Consider the following 24,342-nt stretch of genomic DNA (forward strand, 5'->3'; position numbering starts at 1 on the left):
CTTCCATTCAAGTAGTTATTCAAACCATTCTGCCTCACGATGTGTCTCTTGAGGAATGATAATCTCCTCATCTTGTGAGTTCCTCAGTTCGATGATGTAATCAAAGTCTTCGAACACGCAATCGGTGTTGCGCACGTATAGGTCCGGATGCTCGATGACTTTCACGGACGGCAACCGCATGACTTCTCGAATCAATTGACGATGGCGTTCATCCATCGTCCGGGTCGAGACGGCACCGTCGATGATATAGACGTGGTCCCCTTCGCGTTCTTCTTCGAACAACGAGGTCCTCACCGTCTGCTTCATGAGCGTCGATGACAGGAACAGCCAGCGCTTGTTCGCACAGACGCTCGCCGCAACAATCGACTCGGTCTTTCCGACACGCGGATTGCCGCGCACCCCGATCAACAAGTGCCGTTCTTCTTTCATCAGTTCGGCGACGAAGTCGACGAGGACACCTAAGTCCTCGCGGACGAATTTGAACGTCTTCTTGTCGTCATTGTCGTGCTCGATGTAGCGCCCATGTCGAATCGCGATTCGGTCTCGAAGCTTCGGTCGCCGGAGCTTGATGACGACGATGGCTTCCATCTTGCGCAAAATATGTTCCAGACGATGGACGTGATCCGCGGCCGGGGCCTTTAACAGCATGCCGCGGCGCTGGAGATCGACGCCGTTAATCGTCACGATTGAGATTTGAAGCATCCCCATCAGGGAAGCGATATCCCCCAGGATACCGGGCCGATTTTGGCAAAGTTCATATTCGAGATACCATTCTTCGAACTTATGATCCATCTCGTCCACCCTTTCCGATGTGTGCTCGCTACCTTGTTCATTCTAAATTATTTTAGAAGAATTGAAAAGAACTCGTTTCAGTCGTGGCGACAAAGTTTTATACCCAACCGCCATCGATGCGGAGCACGGCACCCGTCATATAGGCGGCGGCAGGAGAGCAGAGGAAACGAATCGTCTCCGCCACGTCCTCAGGTCCGCCTAACCGGCCGAGCGGAATCTCCTCACGGGCGGTTTGTTTCGTCTCTTCTACGGTATCATTCATCGGAGTGTCAATCCACCCCGGCGTGACCGCATTGATGCGGACATGGAACGGTCCCGCCTCACGGGCGAACGCTTTGACGAATCCGAGCTGGGCGGCCTTGACCGTCGAATAGAGGACTTCCCCGGCCGCACCAACCTCACCCCAGACGCTCGAGACGACCACGATGTCCAGGGGGCGGTCGTACGCTTTTTGCCCGACGACGTGCTGCACGAGCCGGACCATCGAGCGGACATGAATCCGGTACAGCCGATCGAGTTCGAGGAGCGACTGGTCGACGAGCAACCCGTAGGCATGATTGCCGGCGACGTGGATGATGCGGTCGACCGGTCCGAGTGTGCCGAGCCAAGCCTCGAGCCCGGCCACATCATCGAGGTCACACGTGACGACGTCAGCCGTCAGTCCTTCGCTCGCGACGAATGCACGGAGCGATTCTGCTTGCGTATGCGCCTGCAAGATGAGGTCATCGTCTCGGAACGACAGGGCGACGGCACGGCCGATCGCCCCGCTCGCTCCCGTGATGAGCGTCGTCACGGTTTCTTAACGATGCAGACGGTCCGGTGATCGGCTTGGAATAGACGGTCATACGCGGCGTACAGATCGTCGAGTGAAATCGCATCGAGCAAATCAGGGATGTCGAACATGTTGCCGCCGCTGAGCGCGTAACGTGAGAACTGGTTGGCGATGAACTCCGGTGAGTTGAGTGCCTTCAAAAACTGTCCTTTCATCATGCGCTTCTTGCGATCGAGCGTCTCGGCGCCGAGTTCGAGCGGACGCTCGAGGGCGGACGTGATACGGTCGACGAACGGCTCGACGTGCGGCGTCTCCATCGACAGGACGGCGAAGGCGAACGTCTCTTCTGACGTATAGTCGAACGAGAACGCGTCATCGATCAATCCTTCGGCATACAGTTCCGCGTAGAGCGGCGCCGTCGTGTCGAACAAGGCGTGCATGAGGAGCTCGACGATGAGCTCTTGCTTCATGCCGTCCTTGCCGGTGAGCGGTGTATCCTTATATCCGATCATCACTTTCGGGACGGAGACGTCCATCTCGATGATGCGTTCGGCCAGATGCACCGTCTCCGGCTCTTCGATTTCTTCCCGCGCCGTCAACAGCGGCTGCGGGAACGTCTTCGCCGCCTGGTTGGCGGTGATTTCGGCGAGAATCGCGTCCGGGTCGATATTCCCGACGACGAACAGCACCATGTTGCTCGGATGATAAAACGCTTGGTGGCAACGATACAAATCGTCCGCCGTGATGGCACTGATCGAGTCGATCGTCCCGGCGATATCGATTTTGACCGGGTGTTCGGCGTACATCGCCTCAATCAAACCGAAGTAGAGCCTCCAACCTGGATTGTCTTGATACATCTGAATCTCTTGACCGATGATGCCTTTCTCTTTTTCGACCGATGCTTCTGTAAAGTACGGCGCTTGGACGAAGTCGATTAACGTCTTCAAGTTCTCACTGACGTTCGACGTCGCACCGAATAAATATGCCGTCCGGGTGAACGACGTGAACGCGTTCGCCGACGCACCGAGGCGTCCGAATTGTTGGAACACGTCGCCGTCCTCTTTCTCGAACATCTTATGCTCGAGGAAGTGGGCGATTCCGTCCGGTACGTCGACCCAGTCCTCTAGCTTGAACCGACGATCAATCGACCCGTATTTGGTCGTGAACGTGGCGTACGTTTTCTCATAGCCGGTCTTTTTCAATAAGTAAACCGTCAATCCGTTCTCGAGGACGGTATAATGTAGCGTCTCTCCGACGTTAGGAAAATCGAGTTTCATGCGGTTCCCCCCTTTAAACAATAGACGGCCTGTAGCGTCAATCGGTTCGCGAGCGCGGCCACGTCTTGACGCGACGTCCGTTCGATAATCGCCATCTCTTCGTCGAGCGAGAACGGACGGATGTCCGAACCGCTCATCCAAGCAATCAATTGACGCGGATTGTCGCCGAGTTGACGACGCTGATGGAATAACATCGCTTTCGTCTGTTCGAGCGTCTCATCCTCGAACGTGCCGGCTTGAAGGTCGACTAGCTGGTCGGCGATAATCGCCTCGGTCTTGGCCTGGTTCGAGGCATCGATTCCGGCGTAGACGAACAGCATCCGGCTGAGCGAGCTATACTGCGAGGCCGCGTAATAGGCCAAGCTCTCTTTTTCGCGGACGTTCATGAACAGTTTCGAGTGCGGGAAGCCGCCGAATAAGCCGTTGACGACTTGCATCCGGACGGCGTCCTCACTTCTCGGGTCGATGTCGACTTGATAGGCAAGGTGCAACTTGCTCTGATTGATGGCTTGATGTTCCTCGAGCCGTTGAAACTCACGGTCGACCGGCTGGGGATACTCCCGAACGAGACGTTCTCCGAGCCCTTCGAGCGGGGCGAACGCGTCCGTCACTTGTTCACGACTGACGTCTCCGACGACATAAACGTCGACGCGGTCGTGACGGATCATCGATTCATACGCTTCGAACAACGTCCGAGGTGTCACGTGCTCCAACTGGTCAAGTGTCCCAAGCGATGGGATGGCGAGTTCTCCGCCGAGCAGCTCTTGCAGACGTTGTTGGGCAAAGCGCATCTTGTCATCGTATACCGATTCGATCCGTTGACGCTGAAGGCGGGTCTCTTGCTCAACGATGAGCGGTTGGAACGCCCCGTCATAGGCGTTCGGACGAAGTAGCACTTCCTCGAGCAGTTTGATGGCTTGAGCTAGCACCGGTTCGCCGACGAGTTCGTCGTTCACGACTTCAAGCTGGAACTGGATGATATGCTCTTTGCCGACTTTCGAGGCCCCGGCGTACAGGCTTGCGTCATACAGTTGTTCGAGCGGTGTATGGAACAGTTCGATCGACGGATAGGCTTCCGTCGCCTTCTCCATCACATACGGCAACAAGGCGCGGGCTGCAATCGTCTCAGGCGACAATGGCGCCGCGAACGAGACGAGACATGTCGTCGTCTTGAATTTTTGGGTCGGGTAGACCGAATAGTGCAATCGCTGTTGAAATTGTTCGATTCCTTTCATAACTGGATCTACTCCTTCTTCTTTTTCGTTTTAAAGACATCGGCACCGCGGGCATATTCTTGGTCGGGCACACCGGCCACGACGTTGGCGTAACGGGCCGCAGTAAATAAGTAATCACTCAATCGATTGTAGTACGGGAGTTGACGGACGGCCGCATCGACATTGACAAGTTCTCGTTCGACACGGCGACAGACGGTGCGCGCCACATGCAGGCTTGCCGCTCCGACACTGCCTCCCGGCAAAATGAACCGGACGAGCTCAGGACATTTGGCCTCAAGCTCGTCAATCCACGTCTCAAGCTCCGTGACGATTACTAAATCGACTTGTTGCGGCGGGTCATGTTTATACATCAGCTCCGAGCCGAGATCGAACAAGTCGTGCTGGATTCGTGTCAATTGGGTCCGGAGCGTCTCGTCCGTCTGATGGGCGAGCGCGAGACCGATCTGACTGTTCAACTCATCTAACAGTCCCATCGCCTGGATGTGGGGATGGACTTTCAAGACGCGTCCACCGATGAGCGACGTCTCGCCCTTGTCCCCGCCTCGTGTGTACAGTTTCATGTCATTTCCTCCTTTAGCCACAAATGGTGACCCATAGGAGTCACCATTGTCGTTATACCTGCGGTTGCGTGTACGGGAGACGGATTGTGAACGTCGTCCCTTCGTCGAGCGCGCTTGAGACGTCGACCGTGCCGTGGTGGGCATCGATGACGTTCTTGACGATGGCGAGACCGATTCCGGTACCTGCCTTGCCGCCGCTCGTCCGTGCTTTATCCGCTTTGTAGAACCGTTCGAACACGAACGGTAAATCTTCTTTCGGGATGCCGCTGCCCGTGTCGGACAGACGGATCATGAAGCCGGTCTCTTCTGCGCTCGCTTCGAGTCGAATCGAACCGGACTCGGTATGTGCGATGGCATTGCCGATTAAATTCGTGAACACTTGTTCCAATCGGTCCCCGTCCGCCTCAATCGTGTGACGCGGAGCCTCAGTCGAGAGGGTGATCCCTTTCTCGTTCGCCATCTGGTTGAACTTGCGCATGACGCGCGGTAAAAACTCACCGAGGTCGAACGTCGCGAATTGCATCGTCTCTTTGCCCGATTCAATCCGTGCCAAGTCGAGTAAATCGTTGACGAGACGGGCGAGCCGGAGTGACTCATCATAGATGATGGAAGCGAATTCTTTCGTCGCATCATCACTCTCGGTCATGCCGTCGATAATCGCCTCGGAATACCCTTGGAGTGTCACGAGCGGGGTCCGGAGTTCATGGCTGACGTTGGCGACGAAATCGGTCCGCATCTTGTCGAGGCGATGGCTCTCTGTCGTGTCACGGATGACGACGACGGCCCCTTCGAAATCGTCCTCGCCAAGAAGCGGTGTCACGGTCAACGTGTAATAATGGTCGTGCTGTTTCACTTCAATCGTCTTCTCCGGAGCCCCGGCGACGACGTCCTCATAGAGCGACAACACGACTTCGTGCGGTTGCTCGTCAATGAGGAGCGGTTGGGCTTGAGGATTCGTCACGATGACGTTCGCATGGCGGTCGAGGGTGATGACCCCATCGGCCATCGACCGTAAAATCGAGGCCAATTGTAGCCGTTCCCGATCGAGCGCGTTCACATACGTCGACAGCTGGCTGCTCATCGCGTTGAACGAGCCGGCCAGTTCGCCGATCTCATCGTTCGACTTTTGAACGAGGCGCAGGTCGAACTGCCCTTCCCCTGTCTTGTTGACGGCGTCGCGCATCTCCCGGAGCGGTGCCGTGATGCGCGTCGATAAGAAGAACGCGAACACGGTCGTGACGATGATGGCCGAGGCGACCGTCCAAAAGATGATCGTCCGGGCCCCTTCGTTCGCACTCGAGATCGCATCAAGCGGTTCAATCAAATAAAGCGTATACTCGCCCGTCTCGAGTGAGAACGTCGTCCGGTATGCGAGCGCGGCCTGGTCGTCAAACGACGAGAAGTTCCCGATCGACGTCTCTCCGACGGCTTGATACGCTTCCCAGTCTTGACGTCCGAGTTCGGTCATGAGCCCATCGACTTCGGTCCCGAAATTCGAGCGGACCGTCCCGTTCTCCAATATATAGTTGGCGCCGTACACTTCGATGATTTGATCAACCGTCCGCGATGCGTCCCCTTCTTGGAGCAGTACGGATTGAACTTGTCCCCCGAGTTTGGCCAAATGGCCTCGTTCCTGATCGATATGAAACGAGTTGAAAAACTCGAGCATCAGAACGGAGACGATGAACAAGATAAGACTGACCAATACGAGAATCGTCAACCACAGCTTTGTGACGATGCTATTGCGGCGAATCATCACTCACTGACGACTTCGAACTTGTAACCGACACCCCATACCGTCGTAATCATGTGCGCGGCTTCTGGAGAGACCCGGTTCAACTTTTCCCGGAGTCGCTTCACGTGTGTGTCGACCGTTCGAAGGTCTCCAAAGAATTCATAGTTCCAGACTTCTTTTAATAGCTGTTCCCGTGAGAACACTTTGTCAACTTGCTTGGCCAAGAAGAACAACAGTTCATATTCTTTCGGCGTGAGCGCAATCTCTTCTCCGTCGACCGTGACACGGTGCGCGTCGTTATCGATCGTCAAATGCGGGAAGACGATTAAGTCTTTTGATTTTTCAGCCGTACGTAAATATTTGGTCGATCCTGAACGGCGGAGGAGCGCCTTGACGCGCAGGACGACCTCACGCGGGCTGAACGGTTTGACGATATAATCGTCGGCCCCGACCTCGAACCCTTGGACACGGTCGACTTCTTCCCCTTTCGCCGTCAACATGATGACCGGCGTCGCTTTCGATTTGCGAAGTTCGGTACACACCTCGACACCGTCCATTTTCGGCATCATCAAATCGAGCAAGATGACATCGAAATTATGCTCGAGGGCGAGCTGTAACGCCTCTTCCCCGTTCGTCGCTTCGACAATCACGTACTGTTCCCGTTCCAAATACATTTTTAATAGTCGGCGAATTCTTTCCTCGTCGTCGACCACTAAAATTTTTGTTTTATTAGCCATCCACTAAACCTCCTAATCGAACCATTACAAGATGTAGCGTTTGTTGCACAATTGTGAACATTTCGCTCTCTTTCATAACTATACCACTCTATTATTTGGCTTCACAACGGTCAGTTGATAGCGCCATGAAAAAAGAAGCCACCGGAGTGACTTCTTTGTTTACGCATATGAATGCAAACCGGCGATGACAAGGTTGACGAAGACGAGGTTGAACATGATGACGGCGAATCCACCGACACAGAGCCAAGCCGCTTTCGTTCCCGTCCAGCCACGCTGGATCCGCATATGCAAGTAATAGATATAGATGAGCATCGTGATGAGCGCCCACACTTCTTTCGGGTCCCAGCCCCAGAAACGGTTCCAGGCGATTTGGGCCCAAATCATGGCGAAGATGAGGCCCCCGAGAATGAACACCGGCAAGCCGATGGCGATCGAACGGTAACTGATCTCGTCAGCGAGGTCGAGGTCGACCTTTTTCGCGAGCGGCTGTAACGCCTCGGCGACGCGCTTGCGTAAGATGACGAAACGGAGCAGCACATAAATCACAGCGCCGGCGATGACCGACCAGATGAGTGTGTTCAATTTCAACGTGTTGATGAACGTCGGCAACTCGAGTGACAAGCCGCTGGCACCAGAGACAAGTTGCGCCCCTTCCGGTACGAACAGCATCGGCATGAAGTACTCATACGACTCTTGCGTTCCGCGGTCGTTCGTGAACTCGACGACGCCACCGGCACCAATCGCCTTGAAGAGCATCGAGACGAGAATGAAGCCGAGCGTACACATGAGCACGAACATCGTGACTTCGAGCCATGTCCGAGACTTCGACTGCTCGCGCATCGACGTCTCGTTCAGCAAGAAGATGAGGCCTGATGCAAAGCTGATGGCCAGAATCCCTTGTCCGAGCGCTGCGGTCGTGACGTGAATCTTCAACCAGACACTGTTCAAGGCTGGGATGAGCGGTGCCACTTCGCTCGAGAACATCGAGGCGAAGGCGATGACGAGCAAAGCCACCGGCATGGCGAACAACCCGAGCACATCATTCTTATAAATGCCATACACGACGAGGAAGCCAAGCACCATCATCATTCCGAAGAACGTCGTGTATTCGTATAGGTTCGATACCGGCGCATAGCCGACCCCGACCCACCGTAAAATAAAATATCCCATTTGGGCGATAAAGCCGATGACCGCCAGCATGAACGCATATTTTCCATAGGCGATACGGTTGACGTTGCGGTCTTTGCGCATCCCGCTGACCGCGATTGTGAACAACACAGTCGCGACAGCGTACAGGATGAACGCGATGAAGAGCAAACGACTGCTCCACTGAATCCAATCCATTATGATTCCCCTCTTTCATTGGTTGAGTTGTCGTCTGTCTTTTTTTCAAACCGTGCCTGATCTTCCCAGATCGGCAGGCCATGTTTCTCTAGGAGCGGTGTGATTTCGCGGTTAAGTGAAGATGGGTTCTTGTTCGTGAAACCGGCGACAAGCACGTCCGTTTCGCCGTGACGGCGAATCCAGATGCGACGGTGCGGCCAATACATACCCATTACAATCCCGACCATGAAGATGATTCCACCGACGATTAACACTGGATACGTCGAGTCACTCTTGACGCGAAGACCGCTCGTGCTCGCCATCTCCGTCCCGGCGAATTGGACCGCATAGCGATTCTCCTCGTCGGCAACGTTCAAGCGAATCCCGATCAAGTTCGATTCGGTCGTGCCGTCCGGTGTGTCAATCGCCATGAAGAAAGCCGGGTTGAGCGCCCGTGGCGATTTCGTATTCGGCTGACCGTCCTTGACTTCAAAGTCCGGGTATAAGTCGTTCAGTTTGACCGTGACGTCACCGAGGTCGTATGTCGTCTCCGGATTTGTCAAATCGACCGTGAACGGTCCGTATACGTCGCCTGTCTCTTTATCAGCGACGTTGAATGACATTGACAAGAACTCTGGACGACTCGAATACTGTTCTTGATACACTTCATATTTTTCAAACTTGAACGGATGGTTCACTTTCGTCGAACCGGTATCGACTTCCTCGAGTTGCGGCGATCCGTCCTCGTTCGTTCCGGTCTTCTTGAACAGCGTCAATTCCGTCTCATAGTTTTTTGGGACAGCACCCGCTTTTTCGATTGCCTCGGCAAACTTCGCATCTTCGGCGTTGTTTTCCGGATCATACATTTCTAAAATAAATTGATCATTGCGGAGATAATACTTATCATCCGTCGCCTCGAGCGGAACCGTATCGCCTTCGCGCACCCATTCGAGCGTGTCCGTATGGAATGCCGGAAAGACGCGCAGCATCGCCCCGATGAAGAAGATGACGAGCCCGATGTGGTTGACGTATGGGCCCCAACGGCCAAAACGGTATTTTTCGGCGAGTAAGGCGTCGCCGTCACGCTTCACTTGATAGCGCTTCGCTTTTAAGGCGTCGCCGAACGCATCGATTTGTTCGTCCGAACCTTTTCCCTCTCCAATCAGACGTTGTCCGCGCATGAAGCGATCGGTACGTCGGACCGGCTGGTTTTTCAACGCTTTATATAGCGGGAAAAATCGGTCGATTGACACGACGATGAGCGATAAAGTCAGCATGACGATCAACGTGATGTACCACCACGATGTATAGAGGTTATGGAATCCTAACGTGTAATAAATCGTTCCCGGTGTCCCGTACTCGTCCGTATAATACTGGCTCGCCGGCAACTGTTGCGGAATATACATCTCTTGCGGGAAAATCGTTCCGACCGCCGATCCGACGATGATGAGCCCGATGAGCCACAGACCGACCTTGACCGATGCAAAAAAGCTCCACACCCGATCAATCCATGACCGTGGACGACGCTTCGATCGTAAATCGGCGCCGTCGTATTTCATATCTAGCATATGTGCGCCCCCCGTTCGCTTACAATGACTTTTCGGCCAACTCCATCAGTTTCTCTTTCGTGAGTTCACCTTCGTACTTTTCAATCACTTTGCCATCCGCATCGATGACGAATGTGACCGGCAAGTTATAAATCCCGTACGCCTTCTCGACTTCGCTGCGCGTGTCCATCAAAATCGGGTAGTCGAGCTTGACGCCGAGGTCGTTCACAAAATTATCGACCCGGAGCGGTGTCTCACCGACATTGACCGCCCAAAAATCGACGCCCATGTCTTGAAGGGCTGCATAGTTGTCCTGAACGACCGGCATCTCTTTCTCGCACGGTTCACAGAACGTGCCCCAGAAGTTCAAGAGTAGCCCTTTGCCGTCGTATGTTTCACGCTCGACCATCGTTGTCCCGTCTAAACTGACGAGCTTGAAGTTCGGCGCATCGTCACCGGCCTCGACCCGTCCGTCGTTACCGGCTTGTTCAATCAATTGCATGATGACGACCGCTCCTGCGAACAGGACCATCGTCATGATCATGAGCCGCCAAAATGACCGTTTTTTCTTATGGGCCATCGCCTGATTCATGCGATCACCCGACTTTGTTTCTTTCGTCATGAGTTCACACCATCCTTCAGTTGTTATTGTACTGAAAAAACACCAAAAACGCACATTAACAGACTTTTTTCATCTTTTTGTCACACAATCTCCACAAACTAAAAAATCATCCTATCTCAGGACGATTTTTTAGTTGTTATTTTTTCTTTTTCTTGCCTCGTTGTACAGGGGGTACGGTCGGGTTGGCAAGTTCACGCAACTTGGATACTTCTTTGCGTGACAGTTCACGCCATTCGCCCGTCGTGAGACCGTCGAGCGTCAAGAAACCGAACTGTTCGCGCTTCAATTTGATGACTTCCGAACCGACTGCTTCGAGCATGCGGCGGATTTGACGGTTATGGCCTTCCGAGATGACGATTTCTAGAATGGCCGAGTTTTTCTTATGGTCGACCGTCTTCATCTTCACTTGGGCACTGCCCGTCTTATATCCATCATCGAGCTCGACGCCCGACTCGAGTTGTTTCATCGCGATATACGAAGGAATGTTCTTCACTTTCGCCACATAGCGTTTCGGGATTTTGAACTTCGGATGGGTCATCATGTTCGAGAACTCTCCATCGTTCGTCAAGATGATGAGTCCCGTCGTGTTATAGTCGAGACGTCCGACCGGGAAGACACGTGATCCGGGTGGGACGAGGTCGGTGATTACTTTACGACCTTTATCGTCTTCGACCGTCGAGACGTAACCGCTCGGCTTGTAGAGGACATAGTAGACATGCTCTTCTTGTTCGATTTTCACACCGTCGACTTCGACTTCAGACTTCGGTCCGACTTTCGTCCCGAGTTCGCGCACGACTTTCCCGTTGACGCGGACCCGTCCATCTAAAATCATTTCTTCGGCTTTGCGCCGTGAGGCGACACCTGCTTGGGCAATCACTTTTTGTAAACGTTCCATTTATTCATTCTCCAATCTATCTTGCATAATCGCAGACGGCTGGCCGAAGAACAAATCGCCTTCGTCCGAGAGCTCGTCTCCAAACGTTAATGGGGGCAATTCATCAAGTGAATTAAACCCGAAATGGTCCAGGAAATGCTCGGTCGTGCGGTACAACTTGGCCCGTCCGATCGTCTTGGCCCGTCCGGCCGACTCAATCAACCCTTTTGATAACAGCGTATGGATGACGCGTTCGACTTTGACGCCCCGAACTTCTTCGATATCGGCCCGGGTGACCGGTTGCTTGTACGCGATGATGACGAGCGTCTCCATCGCTGCCCGAGACAAGGCTTGTTCGGCCATCGTGCCGACGTAACGCTGAATATACTCGGATACCTCGGGCACCGTCACGAGCTTGTACACGCCCGCCGATTCAATCAATTGGAACGGGCGACCGGAGTCTTTAAACGATACTTCTAGCTTACTCAACTGTTCGCGGGCGGCGGCTTCCGAAATGTCGAGTGTATCCGCGAGGGCACGCACTTCCATCCCTTCTTCGCCGACAACGAACAGTAGACTCTCAATAATCGTTTCATAAGACAGCAACGGCTTCATTCCTTTCCTTTGATGATTCGACGAACGAGATTTGAATGTCCCGTTCTTCTTGTTTGGTCGTGACGACACGCAACTTGATTAGCTCAAGCAACGCCATGAACGTGACGACGAGGTCGGAGACATCGGGCCGCTCCTCAAAAAACGAAAAGAACGAGGTCGTCCCTGCTGCCGAGACGTGCTCGTGCAACCGCGTCATCTGCTCTTCGAGCGTCCGTTCTTCGCGTTTGATCGTCTTCTTACGGCGTTCTTTCCACCGCTTGCGCTCGACCATCTTCGAATAGGCGTGCAACAAGTCCGAGAAGTTGAGCGGTCCGTCGTACGGTTGGACGAGGTCGGACATATAGCGCGTCAAATCTTGGCCCGGGCGGCTGTACAGTTCGAGCCGAGACTCTTCCTGCTCGCGCATGAACACGACCGCTTCTTTATAGGCCTTATATTCAATCAACTGTCGAATCAACCCTTCGCGGGTCGGTTCTTCGCCGAAGTCAGGAATGTCATCCTCTTCGACCGGTACCGGTGGCAACAGCTGCTTGCTCTTCAATTGGAGCAACGTCGCCGCCATGACCAAATACTCACTGGCCACATCGAGCTCAAATTTTTGCATCGCCCGGATAAAGGCGACATACTGGTCCGTGACCTCGGAGACAGAGATGTCCGCGATGTCGAGCTCCATCTTGCCGATCAAGTGGAGCAGCAAGTCGAGCGGACCTTCGAACGTATCGATTTTGACGTTGTACGCTTCCATAGAGACACCTGCCATTTACATTTTTGCGCTTTAGTATAACATGTTTTGTAGTACCGTGACCACGAAAGGAGAAATTTGATGTCAACGCCTTTAATCCAGTATACGCTCTTGTTTGAATGCCATGCCGATTATTTCGAATGCCACGAAGTGCTCGAGGAAGCTTGGCAAGACGGAGGCCGTCAAGATTTAGGTTACGCCGCCTTGATTCAGTACGCCGTCGCCCATTACCATGCCCGCCGCGGCAATATGGCCGGGGCGAAAAAGAGCATCGCGGCGTTGCAGCAAAAGCTTGGATTGGCCGCGACCGAGCTCGAGGGGCACGGCATCGACGTGGACGCGTTCGCCAAGGACCTGGGTCGTTGGCCGCTTCCCGAGACGCTCCCGCTCGACAACCCGACGCGGCAACGAATCGAGCGTTTGAAGCCCACTTTCGAACCGACGACGCTCACGTTTGACGAGCTCGTCCATAAACATATATATCGAGACCGAACACCGGTCGTCAACGAGCGTCTCCGGGCGCTCGAGGCACGCAAAAAAGCTAGGCGCTGAGCCTAGCTTTTTTAGATTGCGACTTGATTCCATTTATCGAGCAAGTCCCCGGTCTTGCCTCGACCGACGAGCGTCAAGTCGAGCGGCAATAAGTTGCGGGTCTCATCGAGCAGTTCGTAAGAACGCTTCTCGCCGCGGAACGACGGAGACAGCGCGATATGATGGATGATCATCGTCGTCTCTTGTTGCTCCATCCCGATAATCCCGACGAAGTCTTCCCCGACTCTCCAGAGATAAAGGAATTTGGCAGGATCATCTTCATAGGACCGAACGAGGTCGAGCAAGGCGAGCGGAGATTTGTCGCTACATGAGAACGCGAGCAAGCCCATCGCCGTCTTTTCGTACGATTGTTTGTATTTCACCAGCATTGCTGGTTTCACCACCTTTAGTCATTCATGTTTCACTAAGTGAACACGTGAGAGACATGGCTCATTGTGCCATAACGTTCAGGCAGAAATCAATTCTCGTCCCAAACTTTAACTTCGGCCATCTTCGTGCCTTGACGAAGTTTGACCGCGTGCTCAAGACCAGACGTCACTTTTCCGAAGACCGTGTGGACACCGTCGAGATGTGGTTGTGGCTCATGGACGATAAAGAACTGTGACGAGCCCGTGTTGCGTCCGGCGTGTGCCATTGAAAGCGAACCCGCTTCATGTTTGTATGGGAACGATGTCGATGTCTCACATGGGATCGTCTTGCCTGAACCGCCCATGCCTGTCCCGTCTGGGCAACCGCCTTGGCTGACGAAACCTGGGATGACCCGGTGGAACGTCAAACCGTTATAGAAGCCGCTGTTCGCGAGCTCCTCGAAGTTGTCGACCGTGATTGGTGCCGCATCGTGGAACAAGTCGAATTCGATCATTTCGCCGTTCTCTAATTTCATAGATCCTTTTTTCATGAAAAGTTACCCCTTTATGTTCATATTGTCATTCTCACTCACACATTGCCCATTCTATCAAAAAAAACCGTCTGTCTCCACTATTTTGTGGAAACAGACGTTCTGACTTGCCGCTTACTGGATGACGGCGTGGACGAGTGGACGCGCCGTCGGCTCTGTCGCACCGATTGTGTACGCGTGGTCCATCCGCTCGAGCGCAGATGTCATGTCTTCTTTGTTCGAACGGAGCACGGCGATCACGTCACCGGCCTCGACCTTGTCACCGACTTTCTTCTCGAGCGTGATACCGGCCGCGAAGTCGAGCTGATCATCTTTTGTCGCGCGACCTGCGCCGAGGAGCATCGCTGCCACACCGACTTCGTCAGCGATAATCGACTCGACGTAACCTGCTTGTTTCGCGACGAACGTCGTCTCATACTTCGCTTGCGGAAGTTTCGACAAGTCATCGACGAGCGACGCGTCGCCACCTTGTGCCGCTACGAACTGCCGGAACACTTCGAGGGCATGACCATCCGCCATCCGTTTCTCCAGGTCAGCATACGCCTCGTCGAACGTCGGATAGAACTCGCCGAGTACAGCCATATGGCCGGCAATCGTGAGGGCGATCGTCTTCAAGTCGTTCACGTCTTTGCCCGAGAGGACTTCGATCGCTTCTTTCACTTCATTCGCGTTCCCGATTTCGAAACCGAGCGGCTGGTCCATGTCCGTGATGACGGCAACCGTTTGACGGCCGACGTTCTTCCCGATGGCAACCATCTCTTCAGCAAGCGCTTTTGCATCATCGAACGACTTCATGAACGCGCCTGAACCCGTCTTGACGTCGAGGACGATACTGTCGGCACCGGCCGCGATTTTCTTCGACATAATCGAACTCGCGATGAGCGGGATTGAATCGACCGTCGCCGTCACGTCACGGAGTGCGTAAAGACGTTTGTCGGCAGGCGTCAAGTTACCCGTCTGACCGATAATGGACATCTTGATATCGTTTACTTGCTTCGTGAACTGTTCTTCCGTCAACTCGACGTTGAAGCCAGGGAACGATTCGAGCTTATCGATTGTCCCGCCCGTGTGGCCGAGACCGCGCCCGCTCATCTTCGCGACCGGAATGCCGATTGACGCGACGAGCGGAGCGACGATTAAGCTGATTTTGTCACCGACACCGCCGGTCGAGTGTTTATCGACTTTTTTACCTTGGATGTTCGACAAATCGATGACGTCACCAGATTTGACCATCTCCATCGTCAAGGCTGCCGTCTCTTTCTCTGTCATGCCGTTAAAGTAAATCGCCATTGAAAGGGCCGACATCTGATAGTCAGGGATCGTCTCGTTCGTGAAGCCTTCGATGATGAAGCGAATCTCCTCTTCGTTTAATTCGCCACCGTTACGTTTTTTCAAAATCAAATCGACCATGCGCATAAGTTTCGTCCTCCTAATTGGGTAGTGGTTACATGCTTTGAATCGTGCCGCGTACGAGTGAAAGGAAGTCTTGACGGACGCGTTCTGTCGTCTCGATGACCTCTTCATGGTTGAGCGGTTGATCTAAAATCCCGGCTGCCATGTTCGACACGCACGAGATGCCGAGCACACGCATATCCGAATGACGGGCCACGATAACTTCAGGTACCGTCGACATGCCGACGACGTCGCCGCCGAGGAGGCGTGCCATCTTCACTTCGGCTGGTGTCTCGTATGTCGGACCTGTGTTTCCGAAATAGACGCCTTTTTGAATCGAGAGGCCGAGCTTCGCAGCGACACCTTCCGTCAACGTGACGAGCTCTTTATCGTACGCTTCTGACATATCTGGGAAACGTGTCCCGAAGTCGCTCGCGTTCTTGCCGATGAGCGGGCTCGTGCCGAAGAAGTTGATGTGATCCGTGATGATCATCAAGTCCCCTGGGTTGAACGACTCGTTGCAAGCACCGGCCGCATTCGTGACGATGAGCGTCTCGACACCAATCAATTTGAGGACGCGGACCGGGAACGTGACTTGTTCCATTGAGTAGCCTTCATAGAAGTGGAACCGTCCTTGCATCGCGACGACGCGTTTTCCTTCGAGGTCACCGAAGACAAGTTGTCCAGCGTGTCCTTCGACGGTCGATACCGGGAAGTGCGGGATGTCCTCGTAAGGGATTTTGACCGCGTTCTCGATCTCGTCGGCGAGGACGCCGAGTCCTGAGCCGAGGATGAGTCCGATTTCTGGTGTTCCGTTCATGCGTTCCTGTAAAAATGCCTTTGTTTCGTTCCAATTTACCATGAGTAGTGCCTCCTCAAATTTCGTTTAAGAAACTCTTTCCGTGTGCTGGTGCATCGACATCGAAGTTATCCGCGACTGTGGCGCCGATGTCGGCGAACGTTCCTCGAATCCCGAGGTCGACTGCTGTCGCGCCGTGATGATGAACGATGAGCGGCACGTATTCACGCGTATGGTCCGTGCCTGGTGCCGTCGGATCGTTCCCGTGGTCGGCCGTGATGATAAGCAAGTCGTCTTCACGCAACTTCTCCATCACTTCCGGTAGACGGGCGTCATACTCTTCAAGCGCGATCGCATAGCCTTCTGGGTCACGGCGGTGACCGAAGAGTGCGTCAAAGTCAACGAGATTCAAGAAGCAGAGTCCTTCGAAGTCTTCATCGAGCGATTCGACAAGCTTATCCATCCCGTCCATGTTCGACTTCGTCCGAATCGCTTTTGTGACGCCTTCGCCGTCATAAATGTCGCTGATTTTCCCGAGGGCGATCACGTCTTTCCCGGCCGTCTCGAGCGTGTTCATGACCGTCTTGCCGAACGGTTTGAGCGCATAGTCGTGGCGGTTCGATGTGCGGACCCAAGCGCCAGGTGTTCCGAGGAACGGGCGGGCGATGATGCGACCGAGCATGTACGGGTCTTCGCGCGTGATTTCACGGGCGTATTCGCAGATGCGATACAACTCGTCGAGCGGGACGACTTCTTCATGCGCCGCGATTTGAAGCACCGAATCAGCCGACGTGTAGACGATCAAGGCGCCCGTGTTGACGTGTTCTTCACCGAGCTCATCCAAAATCTCTGTGCCTGATGCCGGCTTGTTGCCGATGACGTCACGTCCGCTGAACTCTTTGAGACGATTGATCAAGTCATCCGGGAACTCCTCAAAGACGCGGAACGGCGTATCGATATGAAGGCCCATGATCTCCCAATGGCCGGTCATCGTGTCTTTCCCGGCTGAAATCTCTTCCATACGTCCATAGGCGCTAGGCGTCTCAGACGGTTCGATGCTTTCGATCGGTTTAATATTCGCCAAGCCGAGACGGCCCATATGCGGCATGTTCAACCCACCGTGTTCACGAGCGATATGCCCGAGCGTGTCTGAACCGACGTCTCCGAACTGGTCGGCATCTGGGGCTTCCCCAATCCCGACCGAGTCCATGACGACCAAGAAAATACGTTTAAATTTCTTCACAAAAAGTTCCTCCTTTAGTGTCTTTACGCACGCGGATGATGTTTTCGATAGACATCGTGGAGTCGTGCCTTATTGACATGTGTGTAGATTTGAGTCGTGGAGAGGTCAGCATGCCCGAGCATCTGTTGAATGGCCCGAAGGTCGGCGCCGTTCTCGAGCAAGTGTGTCGCGAACGAATGCCGGAGCACGTGTGGCGTGATCTCTTTTTGAATGCCAGCCTCTTTGGCCCGTCGTTTAATCATCTTCCAGAATCCTTGACGACTGAGCCGACCACCACGTCCGTTCAAGAACAACGCCTCGGTCTCCCGACCACCAAGCCCGTTACGTGCCTGTTGGATATAGCGTTCGACAAAACTTTGGGCGACAGATGACACCGGGATAATCCGGGCACTCTCGCCTTTGCCTTCACACTGTAGATACCCCAATTCGAACTGTAAATCATCCAAATCGAGCCCAAGAAGTTCACTGACGCGCATACCTGTTCCGTAAAGCAGTTCGAGCATGGCCCGATCGCGCAGCGCGAGCGGGTCAGACGTCGGAACGCTGTCGAGCAATCGCTCGACTTCGTCTTGCGACCACGTGTCCGGTAGATGGCGCTCTGCTTTCGGCGTCTCTAAATAGAGCGCCGGGTCAGTCGTTGCCCCACCCGTCATCTTTAAATGATGATGGAACGTCCGAATCGAACTGACGGCCCGCCGCAATGATGAAGCAGCCCGACCGGCTTGCGACAACTCTTCCATATGCTTGACGATATGTGCCCGCGTGACTTCATTCCATTCAGTCACCCCGAGTTGGGTCAACGTCGATAAGTACTGGGTCAAATCGCTCGCATAGGCTTGTCTCGTGTTCGTCGACATTCGTTTTTCTACCGTCATGTACTGCAAAAATGACTCGACTTGCGAACGCATGACATCCCCCTCCTTCCTTGTTACACCTGAATACGCTTACATCATATCACTTATGTAAACCGTTGTGAAGACGTCTGACCTCATTTTTTTAAAAGCTTTTTTGTGACAGATTTGGGTGAGGTTTTCATCCATATATTTCGATTGAGGGCTTACAAATCTCATCATGATTTGTTACACTCAAGTCGACTTATTAAAATGATTTAAAAAGTTTGGGAGGAGTCGTCCATGGAACAGACCACTACTAATCTGACGGTCGCCGTCAGACGTCAACTCGTCTTATCCGGTCATTCGACCATCGCCGCCATCTCGGAGGCGACCCGGCTCAGCTTTCCGACCGTCAAGAAGCAGTTGGAGCAGTTGATGGAGGCCGGTGAAGTGTTCGAACACGGTTTTGAGGATTCACGCGGTGGTCGCCCAGCCAAACGTTACATCTATAATGAGCGGTTCACGCACGGATTGACGCTATACGTCGAGAAGTCGGTCGTCCGCTATCGTCTCATCGATTGCAAGGGCGCAACGATTAACGACGGGACGCAGGAGATTCTAAACGGGGACCACCTCGGTGCGCTCGGCTCGGTGCTCGACCGACAGTTGGACCGAACCCCCGACGTGAGCGCAATCTCCATCGGTGTCGCGGCGGCTGTCGCGGACGGGACGGTCATCTTCGCCCCGGACTATCCTACGTTCGCACACCTCGACTTAAAACATTGGGTCGAGTCACGCACAGCTCGCCCTGCCGTCATCGAGAACGACATGAACGCGGCTGTCTATGGATACGGACACACGCACGAACTCACTGGCGACCAGTCAATCGTCTACATCTATCTGGGAAAAAACGGACCCGGTGCCGGGATACTCATCAACGGACAGCTCATCCGTGGAAAGACCGGGTTCAGCGGGGAGATTTCGTTTCTACCACTCTATGACGACTCGACGTTTCATGACCGGATAGCGAGTGAGCGGTCGGCCCCGGCCCCATTGTCGGACGCCGCGCTCGATGCGCACGGTCGGCTCGTCGCGACCTTCACCGCGACGCTCAATCCGCACGCCATCATTTTTTCGGACGTCGATCTCGTCGATACCGAGTTGGAGGGGATTCGGAACGCCTGCCAGCGTCATATTCCGGCGGCTCACACCCCAGATTTATTGATCGGCATATGGGAGGAAGATTATTTCGCAGGCTTAGCTCGACGTTGCGTCGGGTTGATCCTTGAATCGATTTGAAGAGGTGAATTATGACAGGATTTTTATTATTGACCGTGATTTACATTGCCTTTATCAGTCTTGGCCTGCCCGACGCCTTGCTCGGTGTCAGTTGGCCGTTAATGCACGTCGAGTTCAACGCCCCGATCTCAATGGCCGGATGGATTTTTATGACCATTGCCGCGGGCACGATTTTATCGAGCCTACTCAGCGGTAGGTTACTCGAACGATTCGATACGAAGCAAGTCACGTTCGGCTCCGGACTCGTGACGGCAATGTGTCTGCTCGGCTTTTACGCGGCCCCGTCCTTGATCTGGCTTTTCGTCCTATCGATTCCACTCGGACTTGGTGCCGGGGCGGTCGATGCCGCGCTCAACCATTACGTCGCAGAAAACTATAAGGCGCACCATATGAACTGGCTCCATTGCTTCTGGGGCGTCGGAGCGACGGGCGGACCGCTCGTCATGGCCGGCGTCTTGACGGAGAGCGGTTGGCGTGACGGCTATTTAATCGTCGCATTGATTCAATTCGCGCTCGCCTTCCTCCTGCTCCTGTCGTTCCCGCTCTGGAAGCGCGAAAACAAAACGGAGCCCTCACCGCTCGAACGACAAGAGACGGCCGTGACCGCGCTCGAACGAAAGATGCCGAAAGGCCTCTCGTATGCGCTAGCCACGTTCCTTCTCTATTGTGGGATTGAGGCGCTCATCGGCCTGTGGGCCAGCAGTTACCTCGTCCAGATGAAACAGTTCTCTGTCGCGACGGCTGCGACGTGGGTGTCAATCTATTACGGCAGCATCACGCTTGGTCGCTTCCTGAGCGGGTTCCTCTCGTTCCGCTTCACGAATCGACAGATGATTCGGCTCGGGCAAACCCTCGCTTTAATCGGTAGCCTCGTGTTTCTCATTCCGGCGACCGGAGCGATGTTGGTCGGATTGATTTTTATCGGGCTAGGCTTGGCCCCGATTTACCCGAGCATGCTCCATGAGACGCCGCAGCGGTTCGGAAAGGAACGGGCAAAACGGTTGATGGGATTCCAGATGGCGTTCGCCTACACGGGCAGCACGTTCCTGCCCCCGCTATTCGGACTCATCGTGTCTCAGACGTCGCTCGGCTTATTTCCGCTCGTGACCGTCTTGATCATGCTCGGAATGCTCTGGAACACGGAACGCTTGAATTTGATCATGCACCAACCATCAAAGGAGGAACTTACATGAAAATCGAACACATCGCCATATGGGTGAACGACCTCGAACCGATGCGCCGCTTCTACGAGACGTACCTCGGGGCAACTGCAAACGATAAGTATACGAACGAACAAAAACAGTTCGAATCCTATTTTCTGACGTTCCCTGATTCGACATGCCGGCTCGAGTTGATGCGACGCCCGGACGTCCAAGGCACACCACGCGAAACGATCGGCTACGCGCATATCGCGTTCGCGCTCGGTAGCAAAGAGGCGGTCGATGCGTTGACACGACGACTCGAAGTCGACGGGTATCCGCTCATCGACGGACCGAGGACGACGGGAGACGGTTATTATGAAAGTGTCCTGCTCGACCCCGAACAAAATAAACTTGAATTGACGATTTAAGGAGATGAGACGATGATTCAGGCGATTTTACTCGACCTAGACGGAACGTTATTGACCGACCAGAAGATGATTTCACCGCGCACGAAACAGATCTTGCTCGACCTCCAGGCGGAAGGCAAAAAAGTCGTACTCGCCTCCGGACGGCCGAAACGGGGTATCGAACCGTTCGCCGAAGAGCTTAGACTGCATGAATACGGGGGACTCATCGTCTCCTCGAACGGGGCGTGCGTCACGGATGCGGCGACTAAAGAAACATTGTTCGAACAGGCGATTCATCCGAACGACGCTCGTGCCATTTTGGATCATTTGACCGGCTTCGACGTCATTCCGATGATCAATGACGAGACGTATATGTATGTCAATGACGTCTTCAACGGCATGCTCGAGTTGAACGGTGAGCCGTTCAATATTATCGAGTACGAGTCGCGCGGCGGTCGGTTCCGATTACGGGAAGCACCCCGTCTCGCCGACGCCATCAATTTCCCCGTCTATAAGATTCTCGTCGCGGGACAACCTGACTATCTGCAGGCGCATGCCGCTTCGCTCGCCGGACCGTTCACGGACCGCGTCACCGGCATGTTCACGGCCGCCATGTACTATGAGTTCACAGACTTCGGCATCGACAAGGCCCGGGCGCTCGACCATGTGTTCCAAAACATCGGGATCAGCCGCGACCGTGTCATCGCGTTCGGTGACGGGCACAACGACCGGTCGATCATCGAGTATGCCGGCATCGGCGTCGCCATGGGCAACGCCGTCGAGGACATCTTGACCATAGCCACGGAAATGACGACATCGAACAATGAAGACGGGATCGCCACCGTCCTGTCCCGTTACTTGACGACGTGACGACATACAAAAGACAGGCAGCCTTTGAGAGGCTGCCTGTCTTGCTTTATCCGTTGATGACTGCTTTATGACCCTCGAGCGTGACGCCTTTGGCTTGGCAGACTTTACAGATGCCGTGAAACGTCAAGCGATGGTCTTTGATTAAAAATTCGTATTTGCTTTCGACTTTCTTCTCGACGTCGACAAGCAAGTCTTCCATAATCTCCTCCACCGAACCGCACTCGACACAGACGAGATGATGGTGCGAATGGTTCGCGCCTTCTGGTCTGAGGTCGAAACGGGCGACTCCGTCACCGAAGTTGACTTTGTCGACGACACCGAGCTCCGTCAATAGCTCCAGCGTCCGATAGACGGTCGCGAGCCCGATTTCCGGTGCGATGCTTTTGACGAGCATGAACACGTTCTCTGCGCTCAAATGGTCCGTCTCATTCTCAAGTAGAATCCGGACAGTTGATTCTCGTTGCGGTGTCAATTTATATCCTTTGGCGCTCAATTGCTGTTTGATCCGTTCAATTCGCGTTTCCATAAGGCGCCCCCTCTTAGCATAATTCACTATTCAAAGCATACCGAAGTTCGTCCGGTTTTTCAAATTAAAATGATTCCTATGTAAGTGTAACATAACTCACTCTAGATTAGAATCATTTCAATTTAGATAATTGCCACCACTGAATCGCCATAATCGTCTTCGCGTCAGTGATGCGTCCACTCGCCAGCAAGTCGACCGCCTCGTCGAACGTGAAGCGTTGGACTTGTAAAAACTCGTCCTCATCAAGGTTCATCGTACCGGCCGTCAAGCCGTGTGCGACATAGACATCGACCCGTTCACTGCAAAAACCGGGTGCCCCGTAAAATGAGAAGATTTTTTCGAGCGTCTCGGCCGTATAACCGGTCTCTTCTTCGAGTTCGCGCTTCGCGCTCGCGAGCGGTTCCTCACCGACTTCCAGTTTACCGGCCGGAATCTCGAGTGACATCGATTCAAACGCTTTCCGGTACTGCTCGACGAGGACGATGCGGTCGTCTTCATCGACGACGAGGACGGCGACGGCCCCGTTATGATAGACGAGTTCACGAACCGAGGTCCCTCCGTTCGGGAGCGAGACGACGTGTTTCTCAACGTTAAAGATCTTTCCTTCGTAAATGACTTCCCGTTCAATCGTTATCTCTTCCATTTGTATGTACCCCTCACTTTTCCTATATACTGTGATTATGATTCATATCGTCAGACGGAACAAGGAGGAATTATCAATGGCAGAGTTAGGATTAGGTACCATGTCGATTTTAAAACACGGGGAAGCAGAGGGTCGTCGGATTCTAGAGGCCGCCTACGACGCTGGGGTTCGGCATTTCGATACGGCCGACGTCTACGATCACTTCGAGGTGGAACGTCTAGTCGGTTCGACGTTCGCCGGACGCCGGGACGAGCTGTTCTTAACGAGCAAGGGCGGGAACGTGCGAACGGAAGATGGGATGCGCTGGGATCCGAGCGCCACGTATTTGGAGCAGGCGCTGGCCGATTCGCTCGAACGTCTCCAGACTGACTATTTGGATTTATATTACGTCCATGGCGGCACGATCGAGGACGATCTCGATGAGACGATCACATTCATGCGCCGGCAAAAACAAGCCGGGGTCATCCGACACATCGGACTGTCCTCGATTCGTCCGAACGTCATTCGCTATTGGCTCGAGCACGGTGAACTCGACGTCTTGATGACACCATATTCGTTGCTCGATCGTCGCATCGAATCGCTCGACCTCGACATCCCGATTGTCGGTCGCGGACCGCTCGCCAAAGGACTATTGACCACTGAGTGGTCCGAGCGCTTGACGGACAAAGGCTTCGAAGCATGGACTGCATCAGAGTTACGCGACGTGTTGCCGACGATCCCAACGCCGATTCAAGCTTACGCCCTTGCCGCCGCGAAACGAACGTGTGCCGTCGTCCTGCCGGGTGCCTCTTCGGTCGATCAATTGAACGACTTGATTGCCGCCAATCAAGCCGACGTCGATTCGGACAAACTTGATGAGCTGTTGGCACGGCTGCCTATTCACCCCTACACAAAACATGCGACCTGA

General features: G+C 54.0%; 27 protein-coding genes. 6 read left to right on the top strand and 21 right to left on the bottom strand.

Annotated elements, in window-relative coordinates:
- Positions 1-15: 15 nt before the first annotated feature.
- The 13 genes from KNP72_RS00540 to KNP72_RS00600 all read right to left on the bottom strand — a co-directional run bounded on the left by KNP72_RS00540 (position 16) and on the right by KNP72_RS00600 (position 12,834).
- Positions 16-792, bottom strand: coding sequence for a YmfK family protein (locus KNP72_RS00540; RefSeq protein ID WP_021067616.1), 777 nt, complete (start codon positions 790-792; stop codon positions 16-18).
- A 97-nt stretch (positions 793-889) separates the two neighbouring features.
- The gene (gene ymfI / locus KNP72_RS00545) at positions 890-1,585 is read right to left on the bottom strand and encodes an elongation factor P 5-aminopentanone reductase (RefSeq protein WP_214831790.1); all 696 of its coding nucleotides are present in this window, start codon (positions 1,583-1,585) and stop codon (positions 890-892) included.
- Positions 1,582-2,841, bottom strand: coding sequence for an EF-P 5-aminopentanol modification-associated protein YfmH (gene yfmH, locus KNP72_RS00550; protein WP_214831792.1), 1,260 nt, complete (start codon positions 2,839-2,841; stop codon positions 1,582-1,584). The genes ymfI and yfmH overlap by 4 nt, the downstream gene beginning before the upstream one ends.
- Positions 2,838-4,076: an EF-P 5-aminopentanol modification-associated protein YfmF gene (gene yfmF, locus KNP72_RS00555; RefSeq protein WP_214720411.1), complete on the bottom strand. Its 1,239-nt coding sequence runs from the start codon at positions 4,074-4,076 to the stop codon at positions 2,838-2,840. The genes yfmH and yfmF overlap by 4 nt, the downstream gene beginning before the upstream one ends.
- A gap of 8 nt (positions 4,077-4,084) precedes the next feature.
- The gene (locus tag KNP72_RS00560; protein WP_214831794.1) at positions 4,085-4,636 is read right to left on the bottom strand and encodes a cob(I)yrinic acid a,c-diamide adenosyltransferase; all 552 of its coding nucleotides are present in this window, start codon (positions 4,634-4,636) and stop codon (positions 4,085-4,087) included.
- A gap of 52 nt (positions 4,637-4,688) precedes the next feature.
- On the bottom strand, positions 4,689-6,392 hold the full coding sequence (locus KNP72_RS00565) for a sensor histidine kinase (RefSeq protein WP_214831796.1): 1,704 nt from the start codon (positions 6,390-6,392) through the stop codon (positions 4,689-4,691).
- Positions 6,392-7,108 carry a response regulator transcription factor gene (locus tag KNP72_RS00570; protein WP_021067622.1) on the bottom strand — a complete coding sequence of 239 codons (717 nt, stop codon included), beginning with the start codon at positions 7,106-7,108 and terminating at the stop codon, positions 6,392-6,394. The genes KNP72_RS00565 and KNP72_RS00570 overlap by 1 nt, the downstream gene beginning before the upstream one ends.
- Positions 7,109-7,267: 159 nt before the next feature.
- A complete protein-coding gene (gene ccsB / locus KNP72_RS00575) occupies positions 7,268-8,452 on the bottom strand; it encodes a c-type cytochrome biogenesis protein CcsB (protein ID WP_214831798.1) in 1,185 nt (394 codons plus the stop codon).
- On the bottom strand, positions 8,452-9,999 hold the full coding sequence (gene resB, locus KNP72_RS00580) for a cytochrome c biogenesis protein ResB (RefSeq protein WP_251128797.1): 1,548 nt from the start codon (positions 9,997-9,999) through the stop codon (positions 8,452-8,454). Before resB ends, ccsB begins: the two co-directional genes overlap by 1 nt.
- Positions 10,000-10,018: 19 nt before the next feature.
- Positions 10,019-10,600, bottom strand: a complete 582-nt coding sequence (locus KNP72_RS00585) for a redoxin domain-containing protein (RefSeq protein ID WP_214720414.1) — start codon at positions 10,598-10,600, stop codon at positions 10,019-10,021.
- 136 nt (positions 10,601-10,736) lie between these two features.
- Positions 10,737-11,495, bottom strand: a complete 759-nt coding sequence (locus tag KNP72_RS00590; RefSeq protein ID WP_021067626.1) for a pseudouridine synthase — start codon at positions 11,493-11,495, stop codon at positions 10,737-10,739.
- The gene (gene scpB / locus KNP72_RS00595; protein ID WP_214831800.1) at positions 11,496-12,089 is read right to left on the bottom strand and encodes an SMC-Scp complex subunit ScpB; all 594 of its coding nucleotides are present in this window, start codon (positions 12,087-12,089) and stop codon (positions 11,496-11,498) included.
- The gene (locus tag KNP72_RS00600) at positions 12,067-12,834 is read right to left on the bottom strand and encodes a segregation and condensation protein A (protein WP_214720415.1); all 768 of its coding nucleotides are present in this window, start codon (positions 12,832-12,834) and stop codon (positions 12,067-12,069) included. The genes scpB and KNP72_RS00600 overlap by 23 nt, the downstream gene beginning before the upstream one ends.
- Positions 12,835-12,912: 78 nt before the next feature.
- Here KNP72_RS00600 and KNP72_RS00605 point away from each other — a divergent pair, with 78 nt between their 5' ends.
- Positions 12,913-13,383, top strand: coding sequence for a DUF309 domain-containing protein (locus tag KNP72_RS00605; protein WP_214720416.1), 471 nt, complete (start codon positions 12,913-12,915; stop codon positions 13,381-13,383).
- 11 nt (positions 13,384-13,394) lie between these two features.
- Here the strand turns inward: KNP72_RS00605 and KNP72_RS00610 are convergent, their stop codons facing one another.
- The 6 genes from KNP72_RS00610 to xerD form a co-directional block, all read right to left on the bottom strand.
- Complete coding sequence (locus KNP72_RS00610; protein ID WP_214720417.1) at positions 13,395-13,751, bottom strand: GCN5 family acetyltransferase; 357 nt, start codon at positions 13,749-13,751, stop codon at positions 13,395-13,397.
- 89 nt (positions 13,752-13,840) lie between these two features.
- Entirely contained in the window at positions 13,841-14,281 is a 441-nt protein-coding gene (locus KNP72_RS00615; protein ID WP_029334855.1) for a peptidylprolyl isomerase, read from the bottom strand.
- Positions 14,282-14,395: 114 nt separating this feature from the next.
- A complete protein-coding gene (locus KNP72_RS00620; protein ID WP_214756568.1) occupies positions 14,396-15,697 on the bottom strand; it encodes a pyrimidine-nucleoside phosphorylase in 1,302 nt (433 codons plus the stop codon).
- Positions 15,698-15,725: 28 nt separating this feature from the next.
- Positions 15,726-16,535: a purine-nucleoside phosphorylase gene (locus KNP72_RS00625; RefSeq protein WP_021067633.1), complete on the bottom strand. Its 810-nt coding sequence runs from the start codon at positions 16,533-16,535 to the stop codon at positions 15,726-15,728.
- A gap of 13 nt (positions 16,536-16,548) precedes the next feature.
- Positions 16,549-17,715 (bottom strand): phosphopentomutase, encoded by a 1,167-nt coding sequence (gene deoB / locus KNP72_RS00630; RefSeq protein WP_214831801.1) that lies wholly within the window; start codon positions 17,713-17,715, stop codon positions 16,549-16,551.
- A gap of 23 nt (positions 17,716-17,738) precedes the next feature.
- On the bottom strand, positions 17,739-18,623 hold the full coding sequence (gene xerD / locus KNP72_RS00635) for a site-specific tyrosine recombinase XerD (RefSeq protein WP_021067635.1): 885 nt from the start codon (positions 18,621-18,623) through the stop codon (positions 17,739-17,741).
- Between the two features lie 225 nt (positions 18,624-18,848).
- On the opposite strand from xerD, the gene KNP72_RS00640 reads away from it, so the two are divergent.
- From KNP72_RS00640 to KNP72_RS00655, 4 genes are read left to right on the top strand one after another with little or no spacing between them, the layout of a single operon-like run.
- Positions 18,849-19,847 (top strand): ROK family transcriptional regulator, encoded by a 999-nt coding sequence (locus KNP72_RS00640; protein ID WP_214831802.1) that lies wholly within the window; start codon positions 18,849-18,851, stop codon positions 19,845-19,847.
- A gap of 11 nt (positions 19,848-19,858) precedes the next feature.
- Complete coding sequence (locus KNP72_RS00645; RefSeq protein WP_214720422.1) at positions 19,859-21,040, top strand: MFS transporter; 1,182 nt, start codon at positions 19,859-19,861, stop codon at positions 21,038-21,040.
- Positions 21,037-21,417, top strand: a complete 381-nt coding sequence (locus KNP72_RS00650; protein WP_021067638.1) for a VOC family protein — start codon at positions 21,037-21,039, stop codon at positions 21,415-21,417. Before KNP72_RS00645 ends, KNP72_RS00650 begins: the two co-directional genes overlap by 4 nt.
- A gap of 12 nt (positions 21,418-21,429) precedes the next feature.
- Positions 21,430-22,266 (top strand): Cof-type HAD-IIB family hydrolase, encoded by an 837-nt coding sequence (locus tag KNP72_RS00655; protein WP_214831803.1) that lies wholly within the window; start codon positions 21,430-21,432, stop codon positions 22,264-22,266.
- Between the two features lie 46 nt (positions 22,267-22,312).
- On the opposite strand, the gene fur is transcribed toward KNP72_RS00655, so the two are convergent.
- The gene (gene fur / locus KNP72_RS00660) at positions 22,313-22,792 is read right to left on the bottom strand and encodes a ferric iron uptake transcriptional regulator (protein WP_016509373.1); all 480 of its coding nucleotides are present in this window, start codon (positions 22,790-22,792) and stop codon (positions 22,313-22,315) included.
- A gap of 112 nt (positions 22,793-22,904) precedes the next feature.
- Complete coding sequence (locus KNP72_RS00665; RefSeq protein ID WP_214831804.1) at positions 22,905-23,435, bottom strand: NUDIX domain-containing protein; 531 nt, start codon at positions 23,433-23,435, stop codon at positions 22,905-22,907.
- Between the two features lie 76 nt (positions 23,436-23,511).
- Here KNP72_RS00665 and KNP72_RS00670 point away from each other — a divergent pair, with 76 nt between their 5' ends.
- On the top strand, positions 23,512-24,342 hold the full coding sequence (locus KNP72_RS00670) for an aldo/keto reductase (protein ID WP_214831805.1): 831 nt from the start codon (positions 23,512-23,514) through the stop codon (positions 24,340-24,342).

This window comes from Exiguobacterium sp. s152, assembly GCF_018618335.1.
Lineage (GTDB): Bacteria > Bacillota > Bacilli > Exiguobacteriales > Exiguobacteriaceae > Exiguobacterium > Exiguobacterium chiriqhucha.

Excerpts from the sequence above, each read along its gene's own strand:
- KNP72_RS00540 (WP_021067616.1), bottom strand. The coding sequence starts at position 792 with ATGGATCATAAGTTCGAAGAATGGTATCTCGAATATGAACTTTGCCAA.
- yfmH (WP_214831792.1), bottom strand. The coding sequence starts at position 2,841 with ATGAAACTCGATTTTCCTAACGTCGGAGAGACGCTACATTATACCGTC.
- yfmF (WP_214720411.1), bottom strand. The coding sequence starts at position 4,076 with ATGAAAGGAATCGAACAATTTCAACAGCGATTGCACTATTCGGTCTAC.
- KNP72_RS00560 (WP_214831794.1), bottom strand. The coding sequence starts at position 4,636 with ATGAAACTGTACACACGAGGCGGGGACAAGGGCGAGACGTCGCTCATC.
- KNP72_RS00565 (WP_214831796.1), bottom strand. The coding sequence starts at position 6,392 with ATGATTCGCCGCAATAGCATCGTCACAAAGCTGTGGTTGACGATTCTC.
- KNP72_RS00570 (WP_021067622.1), bottom strand. The coding sequence starts at position 7,108 with ATGGCTAATAAAACAAAAATTTTAGTGGTCGACGACGAGGAAAGAATT.
- ccsB (WP_214831798.1), bottom strand. The coding sequence starts at position 8,452 with ATGGATTGGATTCAGTGGAGCAGTCGTTTGCTCTTCATCGCGTTCATC.
- resB (WP_251128797.1), bottom strand. The coding sequence starts at position 9,999 with ATGCTAGATATGAAATACGACGGCGCCGATTTACGATCGAAGCGTCGT.
- KNP72_RS00585 (WP_214720414.1), bottom strand. The coding sequence starts at position 10,600 with ATGACGAAAGAAACAAAGTCGGGTGATCGCATGAATCAGGCGATGGCC.
- KNP72_RS00590 (WP_021067626.1), bottom strand. The coding sequence starts at position 11,495 with ATGGAACGTTTACAAAAAGTGATTGCCCAAGCAGGTGTCGCCTCACGG.
- scpB (WP_214831800.1), bottom strand. The coding sequence starts at position 12,089 with ATGAAGCCGTTGCTGTCTTATGAAACGATTATTGAGAGTCTACTGTTC.
- KNP72_RS00600 (WP_214720415.1), bottom strand. The coding sequence starts at position 12,834 with ATGGAAGCGTACAACGTCAAAATCGATACGTTCGAAGGTCCGCTCGAC.
- KNP72_RS00605 (WP_214720416.1), top strand. The coding sequence starts at position 12,913 with ATGTCAACGCCTTTAATCCAGTATACGCTCTTGTTTGAATGCCATGCC.
- KNP72_RS00610 (WP_214720417.1), bottom strand. The coding sequence starts at position 13,751 with ATGCTGGTGAAATACAAACAATCGTACGAAAAGACGGCGATGGGCTTG.
- KNP72_RS00615 (WP_029334855.1), bottom strand. The coding sequence starts at position 14,281 with ATGAAAAAAGGATCTATGAAATTAGAGAACGGCGAAATGATCGAATTC.
- KNP72_RS00620 (WP_214756568.1), bottom strand. The coding sequence starts at position 15,697 with ATGCGCATGGTCGATTTGATTTTGAAAAAACGTAACGGTGGCGAATTA.
- KNP72_RS00625 (WP_021067633.1), bottom strand. The coding sequence starts at position 16,535 with ATGGTAAATTGGAACGAAACAAAGGCATTTTTACAGGAACGCATGAAC.
- xerD (WP_021067635.1), bottom strand. The coding sequence starts at position 18,623 with ATGCGTTCGCAAGTCGAGTCATTTTTGCAGTACATGACGGTAGAAAAA.
- KNP72_RS00640 (WP_214831802.1), top strand. The coding sequence starts at position 18,849 with ATGGAACAGACCACTACTAATCTGACGGTCGCCGTCAGACGTCAACTC.
- KNP72_RS00645 (WP_214720422.1), top strand. The coding sequence starts at position 19,859 with ATGACAGGATTTTTATTATTGACCGTGATTTACATTGCCTTTATCAGT.
- KNP72_RS00650 (WP_021067638.1), top strand. The coding sequence starts at position 21,037 with ATGAAAATCGAACACATCGCCATATGGGTGAACGACCTCGAACCGATG.
- KNP72_RS00655 (WP_214831803.1), top strand. The coding sequence starts at position 21,430 with ATGATTCAGGCGATTTTACTCGACCTAGACGGAACGTTATTGACCGAC.
- fur (WP_016509373.1), bottom strand. The coding sequence starts at position 22,792 with ATGGAAACGCGAATTGAACGGATCAAACAGCAATTGAGCGCCAAAGGA.
- KNP72_RS00665 (WP_214831804.1), bottom strand. The coding sequence starts at position 23,435 with ATGGAAGAGATAACGATTGAACGGGAAGTCATTTACGAAGGAAAGATC.
- KNP72_RS00670 (WP_214831805.1), top strand. The coding sequence starts at position 23,512 with ATGGCAGAGTTAGGATTAGGTACCATGTCGATTTTAAAACACGGGGAA.